A 22302-nucleotide genomic window follows, 5' to 3' on the forward strand; every position below is an offset into this window, starting at 1 on the left:
ATCCCTGTAAAACACAAAAATTTTAGAGCCTATATTTATTGAAATTTTACGGCTGTTAAATTGTTTAAAGACAGAGCAAACTTACCTAATAAATCCTTTGATGATATATAGTTTCTATGATCCCTGTGAGATTCGTATATGGATTCTGAGTGTAATTATTTCTTTCTAGGGATCCCGATCGCAAGCCTCTAAGCATAGCATCGTTGACATAATCCTCAAATTGATTAACAACTTCTAAACTTCCTTTAGTTGCATGATAGTTCTGAACCCCTGTATACTGTTCTAGTTTTTGGTTCAAGACACTTTTTTCATAACCATGTTGCACATCTTGAAAGTGCATTAATAACCAAACTTCAAAATTAATATTTGAAAAACCAACTAAAAAATCATTATTTATAGCCATTCTTACGACACTATCTATGACTTCATTATCTAATTCGTCTTTGTCGAAAATAATTGCTTTTTTCTCTATGCTTGATTTATCAAAAAGTGCACAATCTCGAATTGCATGTTCAATTAATTTATGCCCTGACTTAGCAACATGAAACGTTTTGATACTTACAGAAGTATTGTATTTTCTACTCAACATATCAAAATATAATTTTTCCGTTTTACCTTCACAATAGATTCTGATATTCTTTTTTAATTTTCTGCCTTTCGATTTTCTACCCATCAATTTCACCTAATAAATCAAACATACTATCAAAATCTATATCCGGCATAGCCCCAAATTGACCTTCTAAATACCGTTTAGCAAATGTAATATCTACTCTTGAAGATCCAAGTCCACTAAAATCAAATAACGAATAAATATCGCTTTTCCCATCAAAACTCTTTTCAGCAAGATAAATCTGATCGACTCTTAAATTACAATCTAATAAGTTAGTATTATGTGAAGTAAAAATAAACTGATTACTATTTTGAATAGAGTTAATCAGTTGTAAAATTGCTTTCGATAAAGACAAATGAAATGAATCATCAAATTCATCAACTAACAAAGTGATATTTTTATTATGATTTAAGATCATTACTAAAGCCAATGCCATCATTTTTTTAGTTCCATTTGATTCCATGGAATAGGCGATTCTATCAAAGCCAACAACTTTTCCATTAACATCATATTTTTTATACAGCGTATAAATTTCAGTTTTTTTTGTAGGTTCTTCGCTTATAAGTGATAGAGCCTTCATTAAATCTTCTGAGTATGTTTGCGCTGATTCGACTACTTCAATATCTACTATATTAAAATCAGCTAATTTCATAAATTTAAGAAATGTCTCTTTAATCTTTTCATTTTTTAAAACATGGAATCTTTCATTTCTCATGCTCTTAAAGAACACTAAATTATTAGCGAACCATTCATATACCTTTATACATAATTCATCGTTATTATCTTGTCCATCAAATAGTAATAATTTATTTTTTCGAGTTTTTTTGAAAATTGTTTTCATTTTATTAGAAGCGCTTACTTCATTGTCCGTACGAGAAAAATAAAGTTTCTCAGAGCCATTCTTATTAATTTTAGACAATTTCTCAGAAACAATTTCTTCTAAAGTATACTCAAATTGATAACTAATTAATTTGTCTTCAACAATAAATTTCATCTCAAATAAAGTAGATTCATTCTTTGAGTAGTCATCTAAAGCAAACGGTTGATAAAATAAAGTTTGTGTAATGTCCGTTGTTGGGAAAAGTATAATTCTCCGCATCATATCAATGGCATTTAGTAAATTCGATTTTCCAGATCCATTTGGACCAAATATAACTGCATTCTTTAGCAAATCCCTTCCAGCAACCGTACGTGTATTAGTATCCTTGTATTTTCTAAGTCTCTCCCCAGTTTCCATTGAAAAAGTTACTTGATCTCTAAAAGATAAAAAATTCTTAACATTGAATTCAACAAGCATTTTTTCACCTTCTTTAGTATTTATTTCATATTATAACATAATAAATATGATTTAAACACGGAAAAACGTTTTTAAATAAGTTTTAATAGAAACTAATAATTCTATCGAATGTAAAAAACTTCTAATCATTAATTTTAACTCCTACTATACTTACGCTATAAAAAAGTCGCTACTAAAAATAGCAACGACCTAAAAGGTAAAACCAAATAATACTTAGCATTTTAAAAATCCAATTGATTATTAATTAACTTAAACTTTAACACCTTGTTCCTCATTATATTTTTGACGATCCACCATTTTAAAGAAAGGAAAATATACTAAGAATGAAACAATAAGAATTACTAACTGCAAAACAGAACCACTAAGACTTCCTGTCATCAAGTATCCTCCAATTAATGGAGGAGTTGTACCTGGGGGAAGGACTCCAATAGGCATATGAACTAATCCAAATTGCATCGATAAGTACGTTAGTAGAACAGTAACAACTGGCATGATTAAAAATGGAATCCACATAATTGGATTAAAAACGATAGGAAATCCAAATAACACTGGTTCATTAATTCCAAAGATTCCTGGTAAGATACCTAGTTTACCTAATTGTTTTAATTGGTCACTTTTTGCAAAAAATAACATCGCTATTACTAATCCCAGTGTTGCACCAGATCCTCCAACAAAAATTAAATATCTAAACTCTGCGGAGACAATATTAGGAATAGCTTCCCCTGCTGCATGAGCTGCCGCATTTTCACTAGTCAACTGTAACCAGACCGGTAACATAACAGAATTAGCAATGACAGAACCATGCAAACCAATACACCATAATAAGTTAATTATTAAAAAGACAAAAATTGTACCTATTAAACTTGTACCTAAATTTCGCAATGGTAATTCTAAAATAACTTGGATTAAATGGTAGACACTGTCAAACCCGGTAAAATTCTCAATTACCATCCGCGTTATAACCATTACTACAATAACAAAAAATCCAGGTACAATTGATGTGAATGATTTTGAAACGGTAGGTGGAACGCCATCAGGCATTTTAATAGTAAGATCTTTTTGAATGATAAAACGATAGATTTCAGTCGAAATGATCGCACATACTAAACCGACAAACATACCTTGACTACTAAAGTAACTGGTAGAGATTCCAGTTAACGTAGCATCTGCAACAGTTGCAGTAAAGTTCGGAGTCACAACAAAAAATGATGCAAGTGAAATAGTTGCTGTACTTATTGGATCAACTGAATAACTTTCACCTAAGCGATAGCCCAATCCAATGGTTGCTATTAAAGCAACAATATTAAAAGTAGCATTAAATGCAAACATGAAAGCTTCCCTTAACCAGCCATGATTTGCCAAAAATTCAGTATAAGCTGGAATTGGAAAACTTGCTAAAATAAGAAATAATGAACCAATAATAATAAAAGGTATAGTTAATACCATGGCATCACGTAAGGCAGCAAGGTGTCTTTGATTAGCAATTTTATTGGCTGTCGGCATTACTTTCTCTTGTAAAAATGTGGTTAATCTATCCAAATATTTCACTCCCCTTGCTTAACTTATATAAATTAATTATTTCTTTTGCTAACAGAGTAATAGTTTCAACACTCATAAGTTGATCTTCTGCATGCATAAATATAATTGAATACTTTAACTCTTCGCCATTCGCTTCTCTAGTTACTAAATCTTGATGAAAGTGATGTGCTTCTGAGTAAAATGAATTAGATTCACTAATTTTTTCTTCTGCTAAAATGTAATTACCTTCTCGCGCAGCGTGGATACCTTCCATGACTAGACTCTTTGCTTGTCCAACTGTTCCAATTATTTGAAATGCAATCTGAATATATTCTTCCATTTAGTCACGCTACTCCTTTATATTTTTGATTCCATCGAGTAATACTTTTTCACCATTCATCATTCCATAGTCCTGCATATTGATTAAGGCCACCGGTATATCATACTGTTTCACTTTATTTTCGACATCCTTCTTCATAAAGCCAACTTGCGGTCCTAATAAAATAACATCAATTTCTTTTTCTTTTAATTTTTTATCTAAATTTGAAACTGAATCAGCCTCGATTTCAACTTGTAAATTTTTATCACTCGCAACTTGACGCATTTTAGTAACAAGTAAACTCGTGCTCATTCCTGCAGCACATAATAGTAAAATTTGTTTCATAATATTATTCTCCTTCTAATAAATATCTCCCATTTGATTCTATAACTTTTTTATACCAATAGAATGATTTTTTAGGTTTACGACTTAGATTACCATTGCCTTCATCATCCTTGTCCACATATATAAACCCATATCGCTTACGCATTTCCCCAGTACCAACAGACACAATATCGATACATCCCCAAGATAAATATCCAAGTACTTCCACATGATCTTCCTTAATAGCTTTAATCATTTCTTTAATGTGGGAAGATAAAAAATTTATCCGATAATCATCTTGGATTTCTCCGTTTTCGTCAATTTCATCTATCGCACCAAGTCCATTTTCAACGATAAATAATGGTAATTGATATCGATCATAAAGCTCATTTAGAGACAATCTTAATCCTATTGGGTCAACACTCCAACCCCAATCGGTTAACTCTAAATAAGGATTTTTTTTGACTACAACAGGTTCTTGCTCTTCGTTTAGTTTAACGGTTGTTGTAAAATAATAACTGAATGAGATAAAATCAACTGTTCCTTCTTTAAGAATCAGTGTATCCTCATCTTCTTGCTCAAATGTACCTCCCATTCGCTCCCATTGTGCTGTGCATGTATTTGTATAATATCCTTTGCACATCACATCAGCATAATAGTAATCAGGCATCATAAATAATTTCTTAGCCAAATTATCTTGTGGTTTAGAAGACGCAGGGTACGTCATAGGATATTGAATCATACAGCCAATTTTAAAATCAGGATTAATTCTATGGCCTAATTTGACGACTGTAGCATTAGCAACCAACATATTATGACTTGCTTTTAAGACTACATCCGCTTTATTTTCATTATCTTTAAAAATAATCCCAGCTTGATGATAAGGTTTAGCCTTATTCATGGTTTCATTTATCTCATTAAAAGTAATCCAATAACGAACTTTATCCTTATATCTACGAAAGACAGTTTCACAATAATAGGTGAAAAAATCAATAAGTTTCCTATTTCTCCAAGATCCATACTGCTGTACTAGATGCATGGGTGTTTCGTAGTGAGAAAGAGTAACAATTGGTTCTATATTATATTTAGCCAATTCATCAAAGACTTTGTCGTAAAATTCCAAACCAGATTCATTTGGTATTTTTTCATCTCCATTTGGAAAAATCCTAGCCCATGAAATTGACATTCGAAAAGCTTTAAATCCCATTTCAGCAAACAAAGCAATATCTTCTTTATAACGATGATAGAAATCAACTGCCTCGTGACTCGGATAGTACACATTTTCAATTATCTGATTGTCAATCTTTCTTTCTACTCCATGTCTTGAGCCCCTCTCAACATCAGCAATATTTAATCCTTTTCCATCTTCTAGATATGCTCCTTCATATTGATGGGCAGCTGTCGCTCCACCCCAAAAAAAATCATTATTAATGTTCATATCTTCCCTCCTTGAGAAGAATATAACAAAAATAATGATCTAATTAATCAATTTCTATTGTTTAGGAACAACGTTTTGATTTTGCTTCAGATAATAGAATTTATTTTGTTACAGCGTTTCATCACTTTGAATGTTCTCGTCCCATAGCACCTCATTAGTAGATGTTCTTTGACTTTCTAACAAATCTATATAATTTTGTTTATAATTATAGTTGTTGTCATAATCAATCCGAAATATTACAGAATATAAGACATCAAATATAAAACTTACTGAAAGATGCGTACTATAATCAGCTATGTTATTTTTTATATTCTCTTTTGATGTGAGTTGTAAAGATGCATATGATAACTTCTTTAAACTATTCTCTCCAATTGAAGTGATAGCAATAATTGGTATTTTTTTTGATTTACATATCTCTGCTATTAATAAAGAGGTTTTCGTTTCACCTGAATATGAAACAATTATTGCCACATCATCCTTTGCCATACTATTAGCTTCATACAATTGATAATTCAAATTTGTTGTGATTATTACGCGTTTTCCAATCTTCATCATTTTTTCTTTAAAAACTTGCGCTTGATTTAATGCAGTTCCAGCTGAAAATATATATATCGACTCTGAAGCAACGAGAATCTTTTTTACTTTTTCAATATCTGAATATTTTATCAGTGATTTTGTATCATCAATTGTTTCTTTATACAGTGAAGTTAGTTTATCGATTATTGCGACATCAGAATCATCCTTCATAAAAGGAAAATTAACATTCACTTTACCGTACTGCTTATCGATATAATTTAATTCGTAAACATATTGCTCTTTGAACTCATCAAAACCAGAAAACCCTAATTTTTGACAGAATCTAACAACTGATGTGGGAGAAGTAAAAGAATTCTTTGCAATCCATCGTGTAGTTTTATCACTTACATCATAGCCTAAAGTAATAATTAACTTACCAATTTCATATTCAACATCAGTCAGATTCACATGATGTTTTATCTTCTCAATAATTAACATTTTATCTCCTTTCGACTGATATTCATATTAGTCAAAATCCTTATCGTCTACATTATATCTTTTAAAAACTTAAAAAGACAATCCACCAAAATAAATATTACAGTCAAAAAGGTCAATAAGCGCTGATTTTAGATTAACTATGTGCATAATAGCTTTATAGTTAAATCACCTAAATTCATTGCTTTTATTTTGTGGCTTTTATTTTGTTATAAACACTCGCTAAACTCTTAGAAAAAGAGATTAATCGATGCTATAGTGTAAATCAATTAATCCAAGAACTTCGTAATTATGATGTTGTCCGGCACTTTCTGCCAGCACTTTAAACGCAAAATATTTCAGCTGTTTCCGACCATTTATCACTGGAGTATTTTGCTTGTTTTATTATTTTTATATAAGAATCGCGTTTAATCGTCCAGCACTTATAGCTTTAAAAACCACACAAAACAGTGATTAAAATCATCTCTGTTTTGTGTGGTAGTTTAATATATCTTTGTTTCGTTCATAACTGCCTCGACAATTGTTTGACTAATCGCCCGTTGTTTAGACTGCGCCCTCATATTTAAACATTGAGTGAGATACAGGTCAAAAGCGCGTGCTATCTCCAACACTAGAAAGTATGGTCATTAAGATTGCTTCGGGAAAAATCGTTTCAGTAACACCTGCAGCCGCTAATTTCTCGCTCACATAACGCATCGCTTCCTCTTTATCCATCCGTGATACTTGGTAGTTTGTCACAATCCTTTGGCGAAATGCTTCTAAGGCTCTACTTATTATGTTTCAACTTTATGTATTGTTAAATTTATTTATTAACACAGCTTATATACTCACATGTTTAATCAAAAAAGTATTTTTTATCACGCTACTAGAACGACATAGAAAAATCACTAATGTATTTCCGATTCAAAAATAGATTAATTTTCACAAAATGAATCGTAATATTTCTATTAGTAAGTTGTATAAAACTGTACGAAAAAAATTAATTTCGAATTAAGTTCAGACATTTATGAGTTATACAATATATCTAAACTATCCATAAAATTTTCATTAGCAAGGTATTTATTTTTCCATGCTATCAAAGATGAAAAATTAATTGATTCTAAATGTTCCATCTGCAACTTATAAAGAAAATCTGGTAAGTCCCTACTCTCATTAGTAAAAACCATACTGTCATGGGTTACTTTCCTGTCTGGCAACCTTCTTTGAATAATTTGAGATGTGTTCAATTCATGGAAAATCCAAGGTGATTTCGATTGATTTTTAACAGTATCTTCAATATTTACTGAATTTGGGGTATTCAAAAAAATAAGACATTCTGTTCTATCTATCATACTGGTTAGAGAATTTGCCAACATTATGTATACTTGGTTAGTTGTAAAATTCCGCTTATAATAATCATAGGAATTGCCATCCAAGTTCAAACAATATCTATTATCAATTTCTCTTAACAAATCCGGCGCATATTTCCAAACAAACGAATCAATAAATGATGTTAAACCAAAAGTTACGTGCAACCAGTTCGCTAGAACTTCAGCCCTTTCGAGATCATTATGGGAATGAGAAATAAATACATCGAATTTTTGTTGTGGAAACCAATCTCCCATTAATTCTGTGGCATCAATCGATTCTTTAAAACTAAAACTCTGTACCTGCTCATTTAAAGTATTATGAACTTTCTCTCTAGATTTTTCTAAATTAAAATCTCCATCTTGTTCTGATATTAAATCCCGTTTTAAAATATCAACTTCATAACTCTCAATTTTTAAATTATATCCTTTATACATAATGCAACTCCTCAGTAATTACATTTTCTTCACTAACTCAAACTGTTCCTTTCTATTCCTTTTATCTTTGGCATCTTCTATATATTTACTATAATTCTTTTTAAAATCATCGATATGAATTAATGAGATATAAGAATCTTTTTCAGAATCATAGAGACCAATACAAGAATTAGATTTAAACTTATCTTTTACATTTAGTACGTTTTTTCGTACTAAGTTTTTAAAATCCAAAATTGATCTAACAGACTGCTGCTCATTGCATATATTACAAATATGTGTAGACTGTTGATAAATTAGATTCTCACTTTCTTCAGTATAGATAGCTACTACACCATTCGTTCTATTATCATCTCTATCTTCTAATGAATATCGTAATTCGTCGTATAACCAATCATCATATTTCGATAAGATTAGATTCCATCGATATTGTAACGCTTCAGGAGTTAATAATACTATTGTAACTGATGTGTCTTTTATTTTTTCATATAAGTAATATTGAATAGTTTCATCAGACATTGAGCTTCTATCTACATCTTCAGATCTATTATAGACATCAATTGATTCATCAAATAATTCAACTAATTCCTCTTTTAAATCTTTACCATCACTAAACCTAAATGAGATAAATACATTAGTTCCCATTTTAATCACCTTTCCTTTTATCAATAGTCATGATCACTTGGAGGACGCAGCTAAATTGTCATAGATTTTATCTAAATTTGTCTTATATAGTTCTAGAATTTCAAAAATAAGATCCAGTAACAAATTGATTTTACCGGTATCATCATTCTCATCTAATCCGTTAAATATAGACTCATCATTTAATTGATTTATTAATTCATTCATTTTTGGTAATCTATCATATCGTTGCACCGATTTCCACAAATCTTTTGCAAGATACCCAGTTAAACCAATAGGAATGATAAATTGACCATATTCTTTAGCTACACTGTATTCATCTAAAATACCATTTGATTTAATAATATCTCCATTAACTGGATCAGTTTTATTTCCAAAAACAATTATACATATGCCCGCATCTACCATGATTTTTTCTCTATAAGTATGATTTTGCTCTTGACTATATCCAGCAGGAAATGGGTGGATTGTTAAATCTTTACTTAATTTACTTCTACCAGCATATGCTTCTGCATCTAAAAAACCTTGCACAATATTTCTTCCAACACCTAAACCAAAACCAGATTTAACTTTATAATTCTCCTGACATAATCTAAACCCAAGTTTTTTAGTGAATTCACCTGCAACTCTTGTTGCCTCATCATTTTCGAAACCTAAAAAACTTTCTACTTTATCATAAGCACCTGATACAAATACTGTATTAGATAAAAAGCTATATTTAATGTGTGTTAAAATATCTGTCATTTCTTTATAATCATCAACCAGTACAGCGTTAATATTATAACGTTTTAGATCATTCACTCTTAATCTTTGCATGTTCTTTCGGTTTTTAAACGCTTCTTCTTTTTCATTACTCTCAAGATTAATAAATTCCTGATCATCAATTGAAACTTTTTTTAATATACAATAGTGTCTTCTTCCAGAATCGCCTATCATAATTCTTACTTTACTCAAAATATTTTGGAGATTGGGATCGTCAAAACTAAAACCAAAAAATAAAAACGTATGATTAATCAAATCATTCTGCAAAGCATTCAAAAACACTTCATTTTTAGTATCATATAGCTCATAATCATCTTTGAGAATTACAGTATTATTTAAATTACCAATATCTCCATGCATCTTATAAATAGTTGTTTCCGCATCATCTGATTCAGATGTCATATCATCAACAGATTTTTTCACATCATACGCTTTATTAGCTTCCATTAATGATTTTTCTATGTAATCATCATAATTTGTTGTCCAAATTTTATTTATAGGCAAAGCAGATAGTATCTTATGATTTTCGTTCACCTTTCCATACTCATTAATATGGTTTTTAAGTAAATCTGTAATAACCTGCCTTGACCCACTTTCATTATAAATATATTGTGCTACAGATGTTAAGTCATGCTCTTTATGTACATCGATTCCGATATTTTTCGCTTCTTTTTCAAGGAGTTTAGCCCAACTAAGTCCCCCAGAAGGAATTGATAATCCAGCTCCAGCAAATAAAGCTGCATTACCATTAGTTAAAGCTCTTACATATTCACGTATTAATTCATCTTTTTTCAATCTACCATTCATTTATTCCACCTCAATCAAATTAAATAGGATAATTTAAGAGTTTTCTCTTCCACTATTACCAAGTTGACGGTTTATTTAGAATAGCATTCTCAATTAATCCAGGTATGTTACTTTTTATATCATTATAAACGTTTGTACTGATTTTATATTTTGAATCAAATGTAGTAATAAATTTTGAACTTTTTTCTCCTTTTACTGTTACATATTCAAAAGGATTGTTACCTTTATTACTTTGTTGCCCTTTCAAATTTTTCAAATTATGTATATAAATTCCAACTATTCCTTTATTTAATTCAATTGCCTTATTAATTTCATAATTTATCCATTTTCTATTCGCCGTCTCTTCACCTATCAATAAAACTAGGCATGATCTATTGTTTAACTGATTATCAATCCATCTCTTAATTTTGTCATCTGTTTTTTCTCTCACTTCTTCCCAATCATTATCAGAAAATGTTGAACTGTTATCTACTACCCCCATGTTACGTATTTGACCTGCTCTTGTACTGTCATTACTGAAATGAAAACTGAAAAAAACTTGTCTTTTTACCATTTTTCTCAACCTTTCTTATTTATATTGTTATATTTATAATGTCACCAATTCGGCATTGTTTGCATGGAATATTTAATTTTTTCATTTGCTTAAGTACGATATAAAGATATAACTTTATTACTTCTCTGAAATACTTGAGAAACTATAAATAGTAACTAAATCACTTAATAATGTATTTAGTGATTTTCTAGTTCTTGAATACAAATAGTGTACAGATTATTCATCCAGTGCCTCCTAATAAATTTTTTTAATCATTTTGGTAATCGGCCTCATTCTAAAACGCATACATTTTATGGAGTTTTTCAAAAATATCATCTTTGATAGCTATTGCTCTAGAGATTTATAACAACATTAACACTAGCTAATATTAAGCATAAAATATTATTATATTTAACATTATTATCTCACAGTAAACTACAGAATAGATAGTTTTTTTCAATTTATTCCGAATAAAAACTACTTTCTTCAATGCTGAAAAATATCAACTAAGTTTTAAAATTTATTTCATATTTATAATAGGATTACTCTTGCCTACTTACATAGAAAATCTCTTTAAACCAATTATTAAATTGATAATCATTTGGTATTCCAATATCAAAGTTTGAAAATAGATATGTCTCAACATCCATATCATCAAAAACATCAAATATCCAACCATCTGAATATTCAAACTTTTCAGATTCTTCAAAAGATAAATTATCTCTTATTTCTTTAATATATTCATCTGATACTGAAACCGTCAAATATAATAGTATTTCATCAATAGGTTTATGAGCCACCAAAGAGTTCCCATGAGTATATTGACTAATAAGGGAATTTAATGATTTCCTCAAGGAGAATAAAAAGTTATAGTCATATTCCATTAAATAATCACTAGGTAAGAAAAAACTTAATTCTGAGTCTTGCAATTGTCCAATATGAGTACCTTTAGGAAGACTAGATAATTCTTCTAAATCATGATCAATATAATCAGAAAGAATATCTGTACCCGCACAAAATGAAATAGCAGCAAATAGACCATGATATTCAAAAACAGTTTTTGACCAAGCGTCATGAGATTGATATTCGTTTAAAAGAGATTGGATTGATTCATCAGAGTTTAAATTATCAGGAAATTTCGTCCATTCTAAAGCCTTTAGTATTCCTTTGATTTTATCTTGTCTTATTGGATTACCAGCTTCATATTTTTTCCAAGTCTGTACCCCAACACTAGCGATATTAGAAGCCTTCTGAACAGTTAACGCTAGCTCTAATCTTCTATCTTTAATAATTCTGGCTAATTCTTCAGTTTTTCTCATAGAATCTGTAGACATTGTTATCCTCCTTTTTGATATACCTAAACATTCAAACGTGGCATTAAAAGTGAACCAATTATCAATATCAATTAAATTCTTACAAAAATACAGCATTAAAGCTTATATTCAATACTTAATGCTGTGTCTCACCAACCAATTTTTTTCTAACTAATTCCAATCAACTCTGACAGACAATTACTCTTCCCTCTTCCTAGACACTACCATCCCAAATCCCGCCACGATAGCTAAAGCAGCTACTCCAAAAATCACATATTATTGCTTTTCACCAGTATCCAGTAGTTCTTCATTTCTTTCTACTTTTTAGCAGCCTTTTACATTTTCAGTTGCCTCACTCTTTTCAACCGATTCCTATTCAACTTCCTTAGGATCAACTTCCATCACAGGCAACACTGGATCCAACACCACTTCACTTGAAATACATTCTATCGAAACTTATATTCTTTTAATTAATATCACTTATTCTATAGTAATTTGAGTTTCATAAATCAATTATACAAATTTAAAGCTGTTATTACTAGGTTAAAATCATAAATGTTTTTTATGTATAACTTTTACTGCTGTTTCTAGATTGCAATTTAAATATATTTATTCTATTTAATTGCATAAATTTATATCGATTTTCATAATCTGCTGTTTCTTATCATATAAGCATGGAAAACCATTTCCTAAAATTCCGTTTAATAACATACTTTTTTATTAATTTAATTTCATTCTTGAAATCATCAAAAGTAGTCATATTTCAAAAATTCCTTTAATAATATAATTACTTTAATACTATAAAATATTGCTATAAGAATCGTGGTTAATGAAATGGTTTGTAAAAACAACAATGATTCCTCTAGCATAAACAGCTAAATGAACTTCAAAATACACAATAAAACTTAATATTCAATCAAACGAAGCAGAAAAACCCAGTATCATATGCTAATAATGCAACACCAGCAGATACATTGCCATCTACTGGAGAAGTTCAAACCAACTCTTACTTGAATCATATCCTGATTAATAGTGAAGTCACAAAACGAGAACAACATGGTTTAGAAGTCTTCTAATGATTTCAGAAGAGGTTGAAAACCGTATCGCTCGATACTATTTTCACCGTTATCTCCCAACTTCTATCCTGGAAGAATTAGAATCCCTACTCTTGCTTTGTTTGGAGGAAGATGAACCATCTGGTTATGAAATGGTTAGATTAGCCATTAGTTACATTGAAAAAAATAAAATAAGAAATAAGCTACTAGTTTTGTTCTATATCTAAACTAGTAGCTTTTCTGTTGATTAATATGTAATTTGGAAAGGTTCAGATAGGGGGAATGTCTTCTGCACTGATGGATCTATTTACCGCACTGAGTGGAGCTAAAGTCCGCACATGTGGAGTTATTCATCAACAATATTCAGATTGTGACAAACTACCAAGTATCAGGAATGGATAAAGAGGAAGCGATGCGTTATGTGACCGAAAAATTAGCGGCTGCAGGTGTTACTGAAACGATTTTTCCCGAAGCAATCTTAATGACCATACTTTCTAGTGTTGGAGATAGCACGCGCTTTTGACCTGTATCTCACTCAATGTTTAAATATGAGGGCGCAGTCTAAACAACGGGCGATTACTCAAACAATTGTCGAGGCAGTTATGAACAAAACAAGTTATATTAAACTAACACACAAAACAATGATGATTGTAATCACTGTTTTGTGTGGTTTTTTTAAAGTTATAAATGCTGGACGATTAAGCGCGGTTCTTTGATAAAATAATAAAACAAGCAAAATACTCCAGTGATAAATGGTCGAAAATAGCTGAAATTTTTTGCGTTTAAAGTGCTAGCAGAAAGTGCCGGACAACACTCTAGCCTTCCAAAAATTATGAAAATAGATTATAGTAAATTTAGTAATTACAATGATTTATATTTGCTAAATAATATGAAGTCTTATACTTCAAATTTACAAATTAAAATATTAGGAGAACAAGATGGAAAAAAGAAAATTTTGGATTGAATGGATGATAGTTGCAATTGCAATAGTAATTATTTTTTTTAGTGTACTATGCGATGTCTTCGACATAATAATCTTTAAAATAGGATTAAGCAGCGCTCGATTTCTGGATTTAGTTAATACTCTATTTAATATTCAAGCTTCTATTTCTACACTGGGAATTGCTTTATTAGCACTCTTAATAGATAGTATAGAAGAAAAAAGATATGGGGTTAAAATTGGTAAATTCGTTATGACAAATCACATTAAACTATTAACTCACCAAGCAATAATAATTTTTGAAATTCTTCTATTAATTGTAAATTATATATTTTTGTTATTCAATTGGTTAAATGCTAGCGTTTCAGTATTTTTAATAAGTACCTTTTTAATTATCTTTCTTTCAATGGATATTTTAATATTATTTTCAGATAAAGAAACTGTTTATAAAGATATTCTAAATAATTTTAATGTAATTATATTAGAGAATGATATAAAAAAAATAAACAATATATTTATAAATTTAAATAATCATTTGGAAGAGCTATCTTTTGAACGAAAAACAATTGAATTGCAGGAAAATTTAGATTCCTATCATACCCTTTATGAAGATGGAAACGAAAAAACACGAGAATTGATAGAAACTAATTACACAGAGATGTTTATTAGAGTCTCTTATATAGAGGATCGATATACAAATGAGGTTTTATATAAATCATTTATTAAAATCTTAGAAATAGCAAATTCAAAAAAATATAAAATAAATTTCATAGATAACATGCAAAATCAGATTTACGATGTCATCGCCTCTTTACCTCAAAAATACTATTATAAAGAATACGATTTCCCGTATATCAATATTTATAACTTAGTTTTGGTAAACGAAAAGATAACCAATAATGGTAATTTTAAAGAAAAAAAACAAACAGTTAATATTGCAAGAAATATTTATCCTCAAGTCTTTAAAATAATCGATTGGGATGCATCTTTTAGGAAAGCAAGAATATCAGGGTTCTATAGTTATCTTATGCAATTACTCAAGAATAATAACAATGGAGAAGGTCTTGAAGAGATTAATGAGTTTACTAAATCATTAATTGATAATAATGATATTGAATCAATAAATAATATTATTTCAAGAACAATTGACTTTGAAACTCGTTCTACTAATATATTTGTTAATGTACACTTGCTCAGTCTTTTTATATTCTTTTTCTATATATTATATGAATCTGAAACTTTAAATAATGATTCGATATTAAAAGAATCCACAGTTAAAATATTAAATAAAAACCAATCGAATATTAATGAATTTTTCTATCATTTAAATATTGAAAGCTCACTTTCAAATGATTTAATAAATTCCTTAAATAACCAGCTTAATAACTGGGAAATTTTACAACACTCACATTTAGAAGCAAAACTATTAATTATGGAAAAAGTAATTTATATTTTTTTGATTAGCGTACTTCTTAATAAGTCTAGAGATAGTTCAAGTTTAAATATATATTTTGAACATTTTAATTTTAAATTAAATAATATTTTAAACTATATAATAAAGGACGAATCAAACTTTAAACTTTACTATGAGGAGATAACTAATAAATTTATAGGTATAACTTTACACAATAAAGAACAGGCGTTTCAAATTATTCAAGAATCATATAATACTTTAAAAATAAAAGAGAAATTGTTTATATCAAATCATTATGAAGAAGAGAAATTCTATACTAAAGCTCAAAAAACACTTACTCTGGCAAATGAACATATAAATCAAAAGCTAAGTAATTTTTTTAATTATGATACAGAACTAAATAATAAGCAAAATGTTATTCTTGCAGATTGTTTTATATTACCAATCGAATTTTTTGATTATAGTGATTTTATGTTAATCGAGATCAGTAAAACAATAGAAAGCTTAATAATAAATGAATTATTGAACAAGTTCAAAGAAATTATCAATACGCATACCTTTAATTATAAAGATAATGATACTTTAGAAAAAATAATGGGCTTAGTTGAAGACTATGATTCTATGATAGGTAAGCATAATTCTTTCCTATTTTTTAATGATTTATTAGTGAAAAAATATGAGGAATTTTTAACTAGTATTAAAATATTAGATGTTAATGTTTTGAAATTAACAGTAATATTTCTAAATTCAGATAGTATAAATTTTATTATTAATAAAACATCAATTATAATTGAGAAGTTAAAAGACGATGAAGTAATTAGTAATAATTTTGTAAATGAAAAAGACGAACTGTATGAATTTAATGATATGGAAAGCGATCAATTATACAGATTTAATAAAGATGAATTATTAAGTTTATTCGCAAATAAATATAGAAAAATAAATATAGAAGTTGATATTGAATATAATTTCAGAACTGATGAAAGATTGCCTAAAATCTGTGTTATCAATCTCGAAAAATAGAATTTAAGTAACGGAGCTATTCAGTGTATCGTAATTTCTTTGATTTTATTAGATTTTTTCACTTCTAATAAGAAAAAATATCGTCTATTGTAATAATAAGTTATCTGATTATTTCGCACTAACAGAGCAATCAATTCGCATTTGAAGTTCACCAGTTGATACGTCTAAAAACAATAAATCTAAAATTGAATACGCACTTTTGGTCACCCAATTGGCGCTTAGAGCCCACTTAAATCCCTGCTTTATGTATAGTGATTCCCGCCACTAAACTTTACCATCTATGACAATATTCTTACCAGTTAATGCCGACTAATTTACCAGTTAATGCCAAAGTATTTACCACCATATAAACTTCTGTATACTTAATGTGGAAACAACGCTTTTTAAAGACCACCACGTCGGACTAATTAGAGCCACCAAAAACGCATATTATTGAACCACTTAAATCGTTTTAACTTGAGCCATTTAACAATGGCTTTTTTACTTGCTTAAAATCATGGTATAAATAAATTAGCGAATGAGATTCGCTAAAAAATTAGGAGGTGGCTGAATATTGCGGACGAATAGCTCCTGATTATTCTGGGGCAAATTGAGCCAGCATTCTGGAGGTTGAGAGCCACCGATATAGAGTGAGTGAGCCACAAAGCATCTCATTCAATATTCTGCACTAGTGAGCCACCGTTCTGTTTAGTTCGAGCCACTAAAAAAGGGCTAAAAATAGCCCTTAAAGTCATTATATTCTTGAACGCATCGATTTTTCACCTTCTATTAGTATCTGTTGAGATTTAGATAGTGCACGGTCTAAGATCGCATCCGCCAACACTCCGCCTCCTAATCGTTCATGCCAACCATCTACTTTAAATTGAGAACAAAAGATTGTTGAATGAAGTCGATAACGACGTTCTAATACCTCTAAAATATCTTGTTGTGCTTGTTGAGGTATTGGAACAAGCAGAAATTCATCAATAATCAATAAATCAATTTTCTGACATTGTTTAACTACTTTTGGATACCGACCTTCTATACGAGCTAATTTTAAATCCGCTAATAAGTCAGGCAACCGGATATAATTCACTCTAGTTCCTGATAAACAGGCATTCTTACCTAATGCACAAGCCAGGTAACTTTTTCCTGACCCAGTAGCTCCAACAAAAATAATATTTTTGTGTTCATCTAAATATTTATTCGTTGATAGCTTTTGAAAAACATCTTTGTTCAAGTGACGGTCAGATAGATATTGGATATCTTCTAAGCGTGCATTTGAATCAGAAAAATTTGCTTGTTTTACAAGCCGTTCAATTTTACTGTTTTTTCAGCTATCAAACTCAGAATCAAGTAAATGAGCTAACCGTTCTTCAAATGACCATTCAGTTACATTCTCTAACTTATTTTGTTCTTCATAAGCTTTTACCATACCTTGAAATCTTAAAGTCACCATTTTTTCATAGTTGTGTTGATTCATCTTGAGACCCTCCATAATATTGACTTCCTCTTAAGAATGCATGAGTCGAACCATTCTCTGGAGTTTCTTTTGTTGGTTGATTTTGTTTTGTTTGATTCGTCTCTAAGATTCGTTTAATATTTTTATAGCGAGGAGCATAAATAAGCGATAAGGCTTTTTGACAAGCAGATTCTAATTCTTGCGGAGTATGTAAATCTGCCAGTTTCAATAGCGAACGACAGCCGTTATAAGCCTGTTGTTCAATACGATACGAAGCTAATAAGCGTTCAATCACTGTTTGTGTATTCTCGCCTATTTGTTTTGCCCATTTAATAAACCGAGTCCCATTCCACTCCGAAGCCTCCTGATGTGTTAGAGGCATTTGATCTTGGCGTGTTGAATATTGTCCAGGTTGTCCATATAGACGCGGATGACTACAAATGCGTTTTTGTTTGAAGAATACTTCTATCAGCCGTTTTGTTATACGAACATCTACTTTTTTCTTTATGCATTCATAAGGGACAGAATAAAACATTTTATCAACGGATACATGATAATGATATTGAACGGTCGCTACCTTCCAAACACCATATTGATAGGGATTCGTCGGTAATGGTTGAAAAAATTCTTTCTCTTCTTCAGTGAAGACACTTAAACGGGACCCTTTTCTCTTTTGAAATCCTTTATGATTGAATTCGATGAGTAATTCTTGAACTGCTTGGTTAGCTTCATACACAGAATGGAAGGTTTCGTGACGCAACTTCGCAATGATTTGGGATGATATTTTCCCAACCGTACTCTCTACACTGGCTTTGCCATTAGGGGTTCTTGGTTGAGCTGGTATCACAACCGTTCGATAGTAATCAGTTAGTTCTCGGTACTGTGCATTTAGAATAACATCCCCATTTTTCGGATGCTTTACCATACTGGTTCGTAAGTTATCGCATACGATCATTGAAGTAACACCACCAAAAAATTGAAACATACTAACATGGGCTTGGATCCAATTTTCTTGTTTCATATTTTCAGTAACTTCTACATAACTATATTGACTATAAGACAAGGTAGCGACAAAAACATACCCTTTGTTTACTGCTCCAGTTTCACGATTAATGATTGAAATCGTAGCACCTGCTCAATCTGTTTCAACTCATTCACTAGGTGAATGTTGAAAATACATCATGGCCTTTGTTAGTTCTAAATAGCTATTTAAATGGACACAAAATTTTGCATACTGAAAAGGAAATCCTTCAGATGCTTGACGTTCTTGAACATAATCTTCCCAAAGAAACTTTTTAGTAACTCCTTTTTATTAAAGCACCTGAGCCAACACTTCAAAATTAGGCATCAGATAAAACGAATCTTCGCTTAATTTTGGAAACAGTAAATCATTTAATGCTTGTTCAGTGAGAGGGATGACTTAATCAAAATCGAGCTGTACCGCTTTAGCAGCATTAATCACTTTACTCACTGTATTCCGAGATACACCAACTAAATTGATATTTGCCTTTGAGACAAATCTGCAAAGTGGTACCTGAGTATATCTTTGTATTTTTCCATAAAAAAATACACCTCCATATAATTTTTGTAGACGATGTCTACAAGTGGATTATATTGGAGATTGTATCGAAGTGGCTCATTTTGTCCAGAATCTATGGCTCTTTTTATGCAGTTTGGTGGCTCAGTTAATATCAGAATCATGGCTTCGCTGTGAAAGAATAATCACTTACAGCTAAACAGCGAGGAAAACTCTAAAATCATGAATATCAACCAGTGTACTAGCGAAGAAAAATAAATATTGAAACAATCTTTGAATTTTTCATGGGTTCTTTATGGTTCAAATAATACCACTAAGAGGAAAAGAAAAGTAAACCAATAGATTGGTGTTGCCTTAATGACATGTAATCTCTATAATTTATCATTGAACGATCAAAAAAATAGCAAAGAGAAACAAACGATTCAATAGATGAGTAAATTGATCAAACTATTGAATCGTTTATTTTTTATATGAACTTTTGACACTGCCCCAACTTCTTCAACGGAATAAAAATCAAAAAAAATCATAAATAGTTAACAGTTTTATTGCATTAGACTTTACAGTTTCTTCTTCTTTATATTCTGATAACCATAATCGAGTTCCTTCAACTATCTGTCTACATAGCTCTGGTAACTCAATTATTATTTCATCATTGATAAGCTTTAAATCAGACAACTTTTTTATTGTTAAATGAAATTTGTTAATATTTTTCTCTAGAACTTTGATTCTCAGTTTCAGTGCTTCTAAGATGTAAGTATGAACACCTTAATGCATAAAAATCTCTTCCAGTTAAATATTGAATTTTTTTATTAAAAACAAGATAATCAAGGTATAATGATTCTTTAAATATCTATTAACCAATTAACATAAATTAATCTAGTATTTCAATTATTAGGATTTTCTAAACTACCACAAATATTTGGTAAAGTTATAAGCAACTGTCATTACGGCATGGTAATTCTTTTCTTTTAGAGAGTCTTCTACAGACGTAATTATTCTATTAACTTTATTTGCTACAATATCCATTACATTCTCACCTAAATTACCATAATTTTATCTTTCTATTATACCTTAAATTTTATTATGTTGAAATAATTATATCGTGATAAAATTCGTTAAGAACATTATGATAACCGTGGTGTATTCGATTATAATATTTTTATCAAAATCAAACATCTATTTTTATTAATTATTTTTTATGCAATAATATTTTGAATTTCAATAATTAATAGTATAATAAAAATAAAAAAATTCATAGAGGTGAACGATGGAACAAGCGTTTTTGAATATGTTTTACTCCGAGTTATATATTAATACTCAAGGAGTTACTAATCGATTGGATAAAATACTAAAAAAGATTAATTATCGTCCTGATAAAGATATTATGTTTTCTGACGCTTATTTAATTTATGATTTTAATAATATTGTTGTAAATGTTGGGAATATTAAGAAAATATTAAGCCCTATAGAATATAAAAAAAGCGGCGAATCAACTATACATTTTCAAAACCGTATAAAACGTGGCAAAGTTTTAAGGGAAAGATTGGGAATTATTGGTAACGAGTCTTTTTTACAAATTAAAGTTCGAAACAGAATTGAACATTTTGATGAACGGATAGACACTTTATCTCTAAAGTATGATAATGAAGATGAAGAATTAAAAGCATTTAAAGGAATAGTATTTAACACTAATTTTACATATAAGGATTTAATTAAAAATCATTTGGAAGAATTATCAATTCATAATAGAGATATGTATTTTTTGAAATCTTATATTTCTCAAACTAATGAATTGTATATAGATAATATTTCTATAGATTTACAAGAACTTTTAGAAGACTTAACTGACTTAGATAGAAAAATTTCAAATGTCTTAAAAAATGAAGTTGGTAGCAATGGTATTCTATTTCTTTGGCCATAAACAATATATTCCTTTTGAAAATATTTAATCTAAACTAGATAAACCATCTGCTGATGTAATGGTTAGATTAGGCATCAATTATAAAGAAAAAATATTATCATAAAAAATAAGCTACTGGTTTTATCTCATATATAAACTAGTAGCTTTTTAATTGATTAGTGTGTAGGTTAGAATAATTTAGAAAGATGGAGCTAGTTCAGCACTGATGGAGTTATTCAATACTCTCATTAGAGCTAAAGTCTACACTAGTGGAGCAATTAGTACACAATATTCATCCAAAGTGGAAGACCATTAGTGACTTAACTCAAAGTGATTGTTAGAGAACACAAAAATGGATGAATCCTTACCCGAGAAAACTAATAAGCTATCAAGCGTCAGATGAAGTCTTTACTAAGTCTTCAAAAAAGCAAGACAAGTTGAAAGACACGTTAGTGCTTGAAAACGAATCCCATTCGGCATGACTGTAAGTCTAGAAAGCTAGCTGAGGCCAGCTATGGATTTATCCTATGATGTCTCAGCTCATTATCAAGCAGTGACTAGATAGAACAATGAAGTAAGTCATCGGGTAGTACACTTTTTACTAAAAGTGGCTGACTTAAGTTTGAAATTTCCGAAAG

Annotated in this window: 20 protein-coding genes; 4 read left to right on the forward strand and 16 right to left on the reverse strand. The window is 29.9% G+C overall.

Going from position 1 to position 22302, the window contains the following annotated elements:
• Positions 1-85 precede the first annotated feature (85 nt).
• The 13 genes from NRE15_RS06000 to NRE15_RS06060 all read right to left on the reverse strand — a co-directional run bounded on the left by NRE15_RS06000 (position 86) and on the right by NRE15_RS06060 (position 12375).
• Entirely contained in the window at positions 86-673 is a 588-nt protein-coding gene (locus tag NRE15_RS06000) for an RloB family protein (RefSeq protein WP_313794690.1), read from the reverse strand.
• Positions 666-1907 (reverse strand): AAA family ATPase, encoded by a 1242-nt coding sequence (locus NRE15_RS06005; protein WP_313794691.1) that lies wholly within the window; start codon positions 1905-1907, stop codon positions 666-668. The genes NRE15_RS06000 and NRE15_RS06005 overlap by 8 nt, the downstream gene beginning before the upstream one ends.
• Before the next feature lie 249 nt (positions 1908-2156).
• The gene (celB, locus tag NRE15_RS06010; RefSeq protein ID WP_313794692.1) at positions 2157-3446 is read right to left on the reverse strand and encodes a PTS cellobiose transporter subunit IIC; all 1290 of its coding nucleotides are present in this window, start codon (positions 3444-3446) and stop codon (positions 2157-2159) included.
• Positions 3439-3765, reverse strand: a complete 327-nt coding sequence (locus NRE15_RS06015) for a PTS lactose/cellobiose transporter subunit IIA (protein WP_313794693.1) — start codon at positions 3763-3765, stop codon at positions 3439-3441. The genes celB and NRE15_RS06015 overlap by 8 nt, the downstream gene beginning before the upstream one ends.
• Before the next feature lie 9 nt (positions 3766-3774).
• A complete protein-coding gene (locus NRE15_RS06020) occupies positions 3775-4089 on the reverse strand; it encodes a PTS sugar transporter subunit IIB (protein WP_313794694.1) in 315 nt (104 codons plus the stop codon).
• Between the two features lie 4 nt (positions 4090-4093).
• Positions 4094-5506 carry a 6-phospho-beta-glucosidase gene (locus tag NRE15_RS06025; protein WP_313794695.1) on the reverse strand — a complete coding sequence of 471 codons (1413 nt, stop codon included), beginning with the start codon at positions 5504-5506 and terminating at the stop codon, positions 4094-4096.
• 108 nt (positions 5507-5614) lie between these two features.
• Entirely contained in the window at positions 5615-6520 is a 906-nt protein-coding gene (locus NRE15_RS06030; RefSeq protein WP_313794696.1) for a MurR/RpiR family transcriptional regulator, read from the reverse strand.
• A 582-nt stretch (positions 6521-7102) separates the two neighbouring features.
• Entirely contained in the window at positions 7103-7255 is a 153-nt protein-coding gene (locus NRE15_RS06035; RefSeq protein WP_313794697.1) for a hypothetical protein, read from the reverse strand.
• Positions 7256-7521: 266 nt separating this feature from the next.
• Positions 7522-8301 (reverse strand): hypothetical protein, encoded by a 780-nt coding sequence (locus tag NRE15_RS06040; protein ID WP_313794698.1) that lies wholly within the window; start codon positions 8299-8301, stop codon positions 7522-7524.
• An 18-nt stretch (positions 8302-8319) separates the two neighbouring features.
• The gene (locus tag NRE15_RS06045) at positions 8320-8943 is read right to left on the reverse strand and encodes a TIR domain-containing protein (RefSeq protein ID WP_313794699.1); all 624 of its coding nucleotides are present in this window, start codon (positions 8941-8943) and stop codon (positions 8320-8322) included.
• Positions 8944-8976: 33 nt separating this feature from the next.
• Positions 8977-10509 (reverse strand): SIR2 family protein, encoded by a 1533-nt coding sequence (locus NRE15_RS06050; RefSeq protein WP_313794700.1) that lies wholly within the window; start codon positions 10507-10509, stop codon positions 8977-8979.
• A 55-nt stretch (positions 10510-10564) separates the two neighbouring features.
• Positions 10565-11062 (reverse strand): TIR domain-containing protein, encoded by a 498-nt coding sequence (locus tag NRE15_RS06055; protein ID WP_313794701.1) that lies wholly within the window; start codon positions 11060-11062, stop codon positions 10565-10567.
• Positions 11063-11583: 521 nt separating this feature from the next.
• Entirely contained in the window at positions 11584-12375 is a 792-nt protein-coding gene (locus tag NRE15_RS06060; RefSeq protein WP_313794702.1) for a helix-turn-helix domain-containing protein, read from the reverse strand.
• Between the two features lie 1054 nt (positions 12376-13429).
• Between NRE15_RS06060 and NRE15_RS06065 the strand changes: the two genes are divergently transcribed.
• The 3 genes from NRE15_RS06065 to NRE15_RS06075 all read left to right on the forward strand — a co-directional run bounded on the left by NRE15_RS06065 (position 13430) and on the right by NRE15_RS06075 (position 16786).
• The gene (locus NRE15_RS06065) at positions 13430-13636 is read left to right on the forward strand and encodes a hypothetical protein (protein ID WP_313794703.1); all 207 of its coding nucleotides are present in this window, start codon (positions 13430-13432) and stop codon (positions 13634-13636) included.
• A 113-nt stretch (positions 13637-13749) separates the two neighbouring features.
• On the forward strand, positions 13750-13932 hold the full coding sequence (locus NRE15_RS06070; RefSeq protein WP_313794704.1) for a hypothetical protein: 183 nt from the start codon (positions 13750-13752) through the stop codon (positions 13930-13932).
• 415 nt (positions 13933-14347) lie between these two features.
• Positions 14348-16786: a hypothetical protein gene (locus NRE15_RS06075; protein ID WP_313794705.1), complete on the forward strand. Its 2439-nt coding sequence runs from the start codon at positions 14348-14350 to the stop codon at positions 16784-16786.
• Between the two features lie 733 nt (positions 16787-17519).
• Here the strand turns inward: NRE15_RS06075 and NRE15_RS06080 are convergent.
• The 3 genes from NRE15_RS06080 to NRE15_RS06090 are packed head-to-tail and all read right to left on the reverse strand — an operon-like array spanning position 17520 to position 19248.
• Positions 17520-18086 carry an ATP-binding protein gene (locus NRE15_RS06080; protein WP_313794960.1) on the reverse strand — a complete coding sequence of 189 codons (567 nt, stop codon included), beginning with the start codon at positions 18084-18086 and terminating at the stop codon, positions 17520-17522.
• Between the two features lie 12 nt (positions 18087-18098).
• A complete protein-coding gene (locus NRE15_RS06085) occupies positions 18099-18248 on the reverse strand; it encodes a hypothetical protein (RefSeq protein WP_313794706.1) in 150 nt (49 codons plus the stop codon).
• Positions 18229-19248 carry a Mu transposase domain-containing protein gene (locus NRE15_RS06090; RefSeq protein ID WP_313794707.1) on the reverse strand — a complete coding sequence of 340 codons (1020 nt, stop codon included), beginning with the start codon at positions 19246-19248 and terminating at the stop codon, positions 18229-18231. Before NRE15_RS06090 ends, NRE15_RS06085 begins: the two co-directional genes overlap by 20 nt.
• 1783 nt (positions 19249-21031) lie before the next feature.
• On the opposite strand from NRE15_RS06090, the gene NRE15_RS06095 reads away from it, so the two are divergent.
• Positions 21032-21685 carry a hypothetical protein gene (locus tag NRE15_RS06095; protein ID WP_313794708.1) on the forward strand — a complete coding sequence of 218 codons (654 nt, stop codon included), beginning with the start codon at positions 21032-21034 and terminating at the stop codon, positions 21683-21685.
• The last annotated feature ends 617 nt before the right edge of the window (positions 21686-22302 follow it).

It is taken from the genome of Fundicoccus culcitae (assembly GCF_024661895.1).
Taxonomy (GTDB): Bacteria; Bacillota; Bacilli; order Lactobacillales; family Aerococcaceae; genus Fundicoccus_A; species Fundicoccus_A culcitae.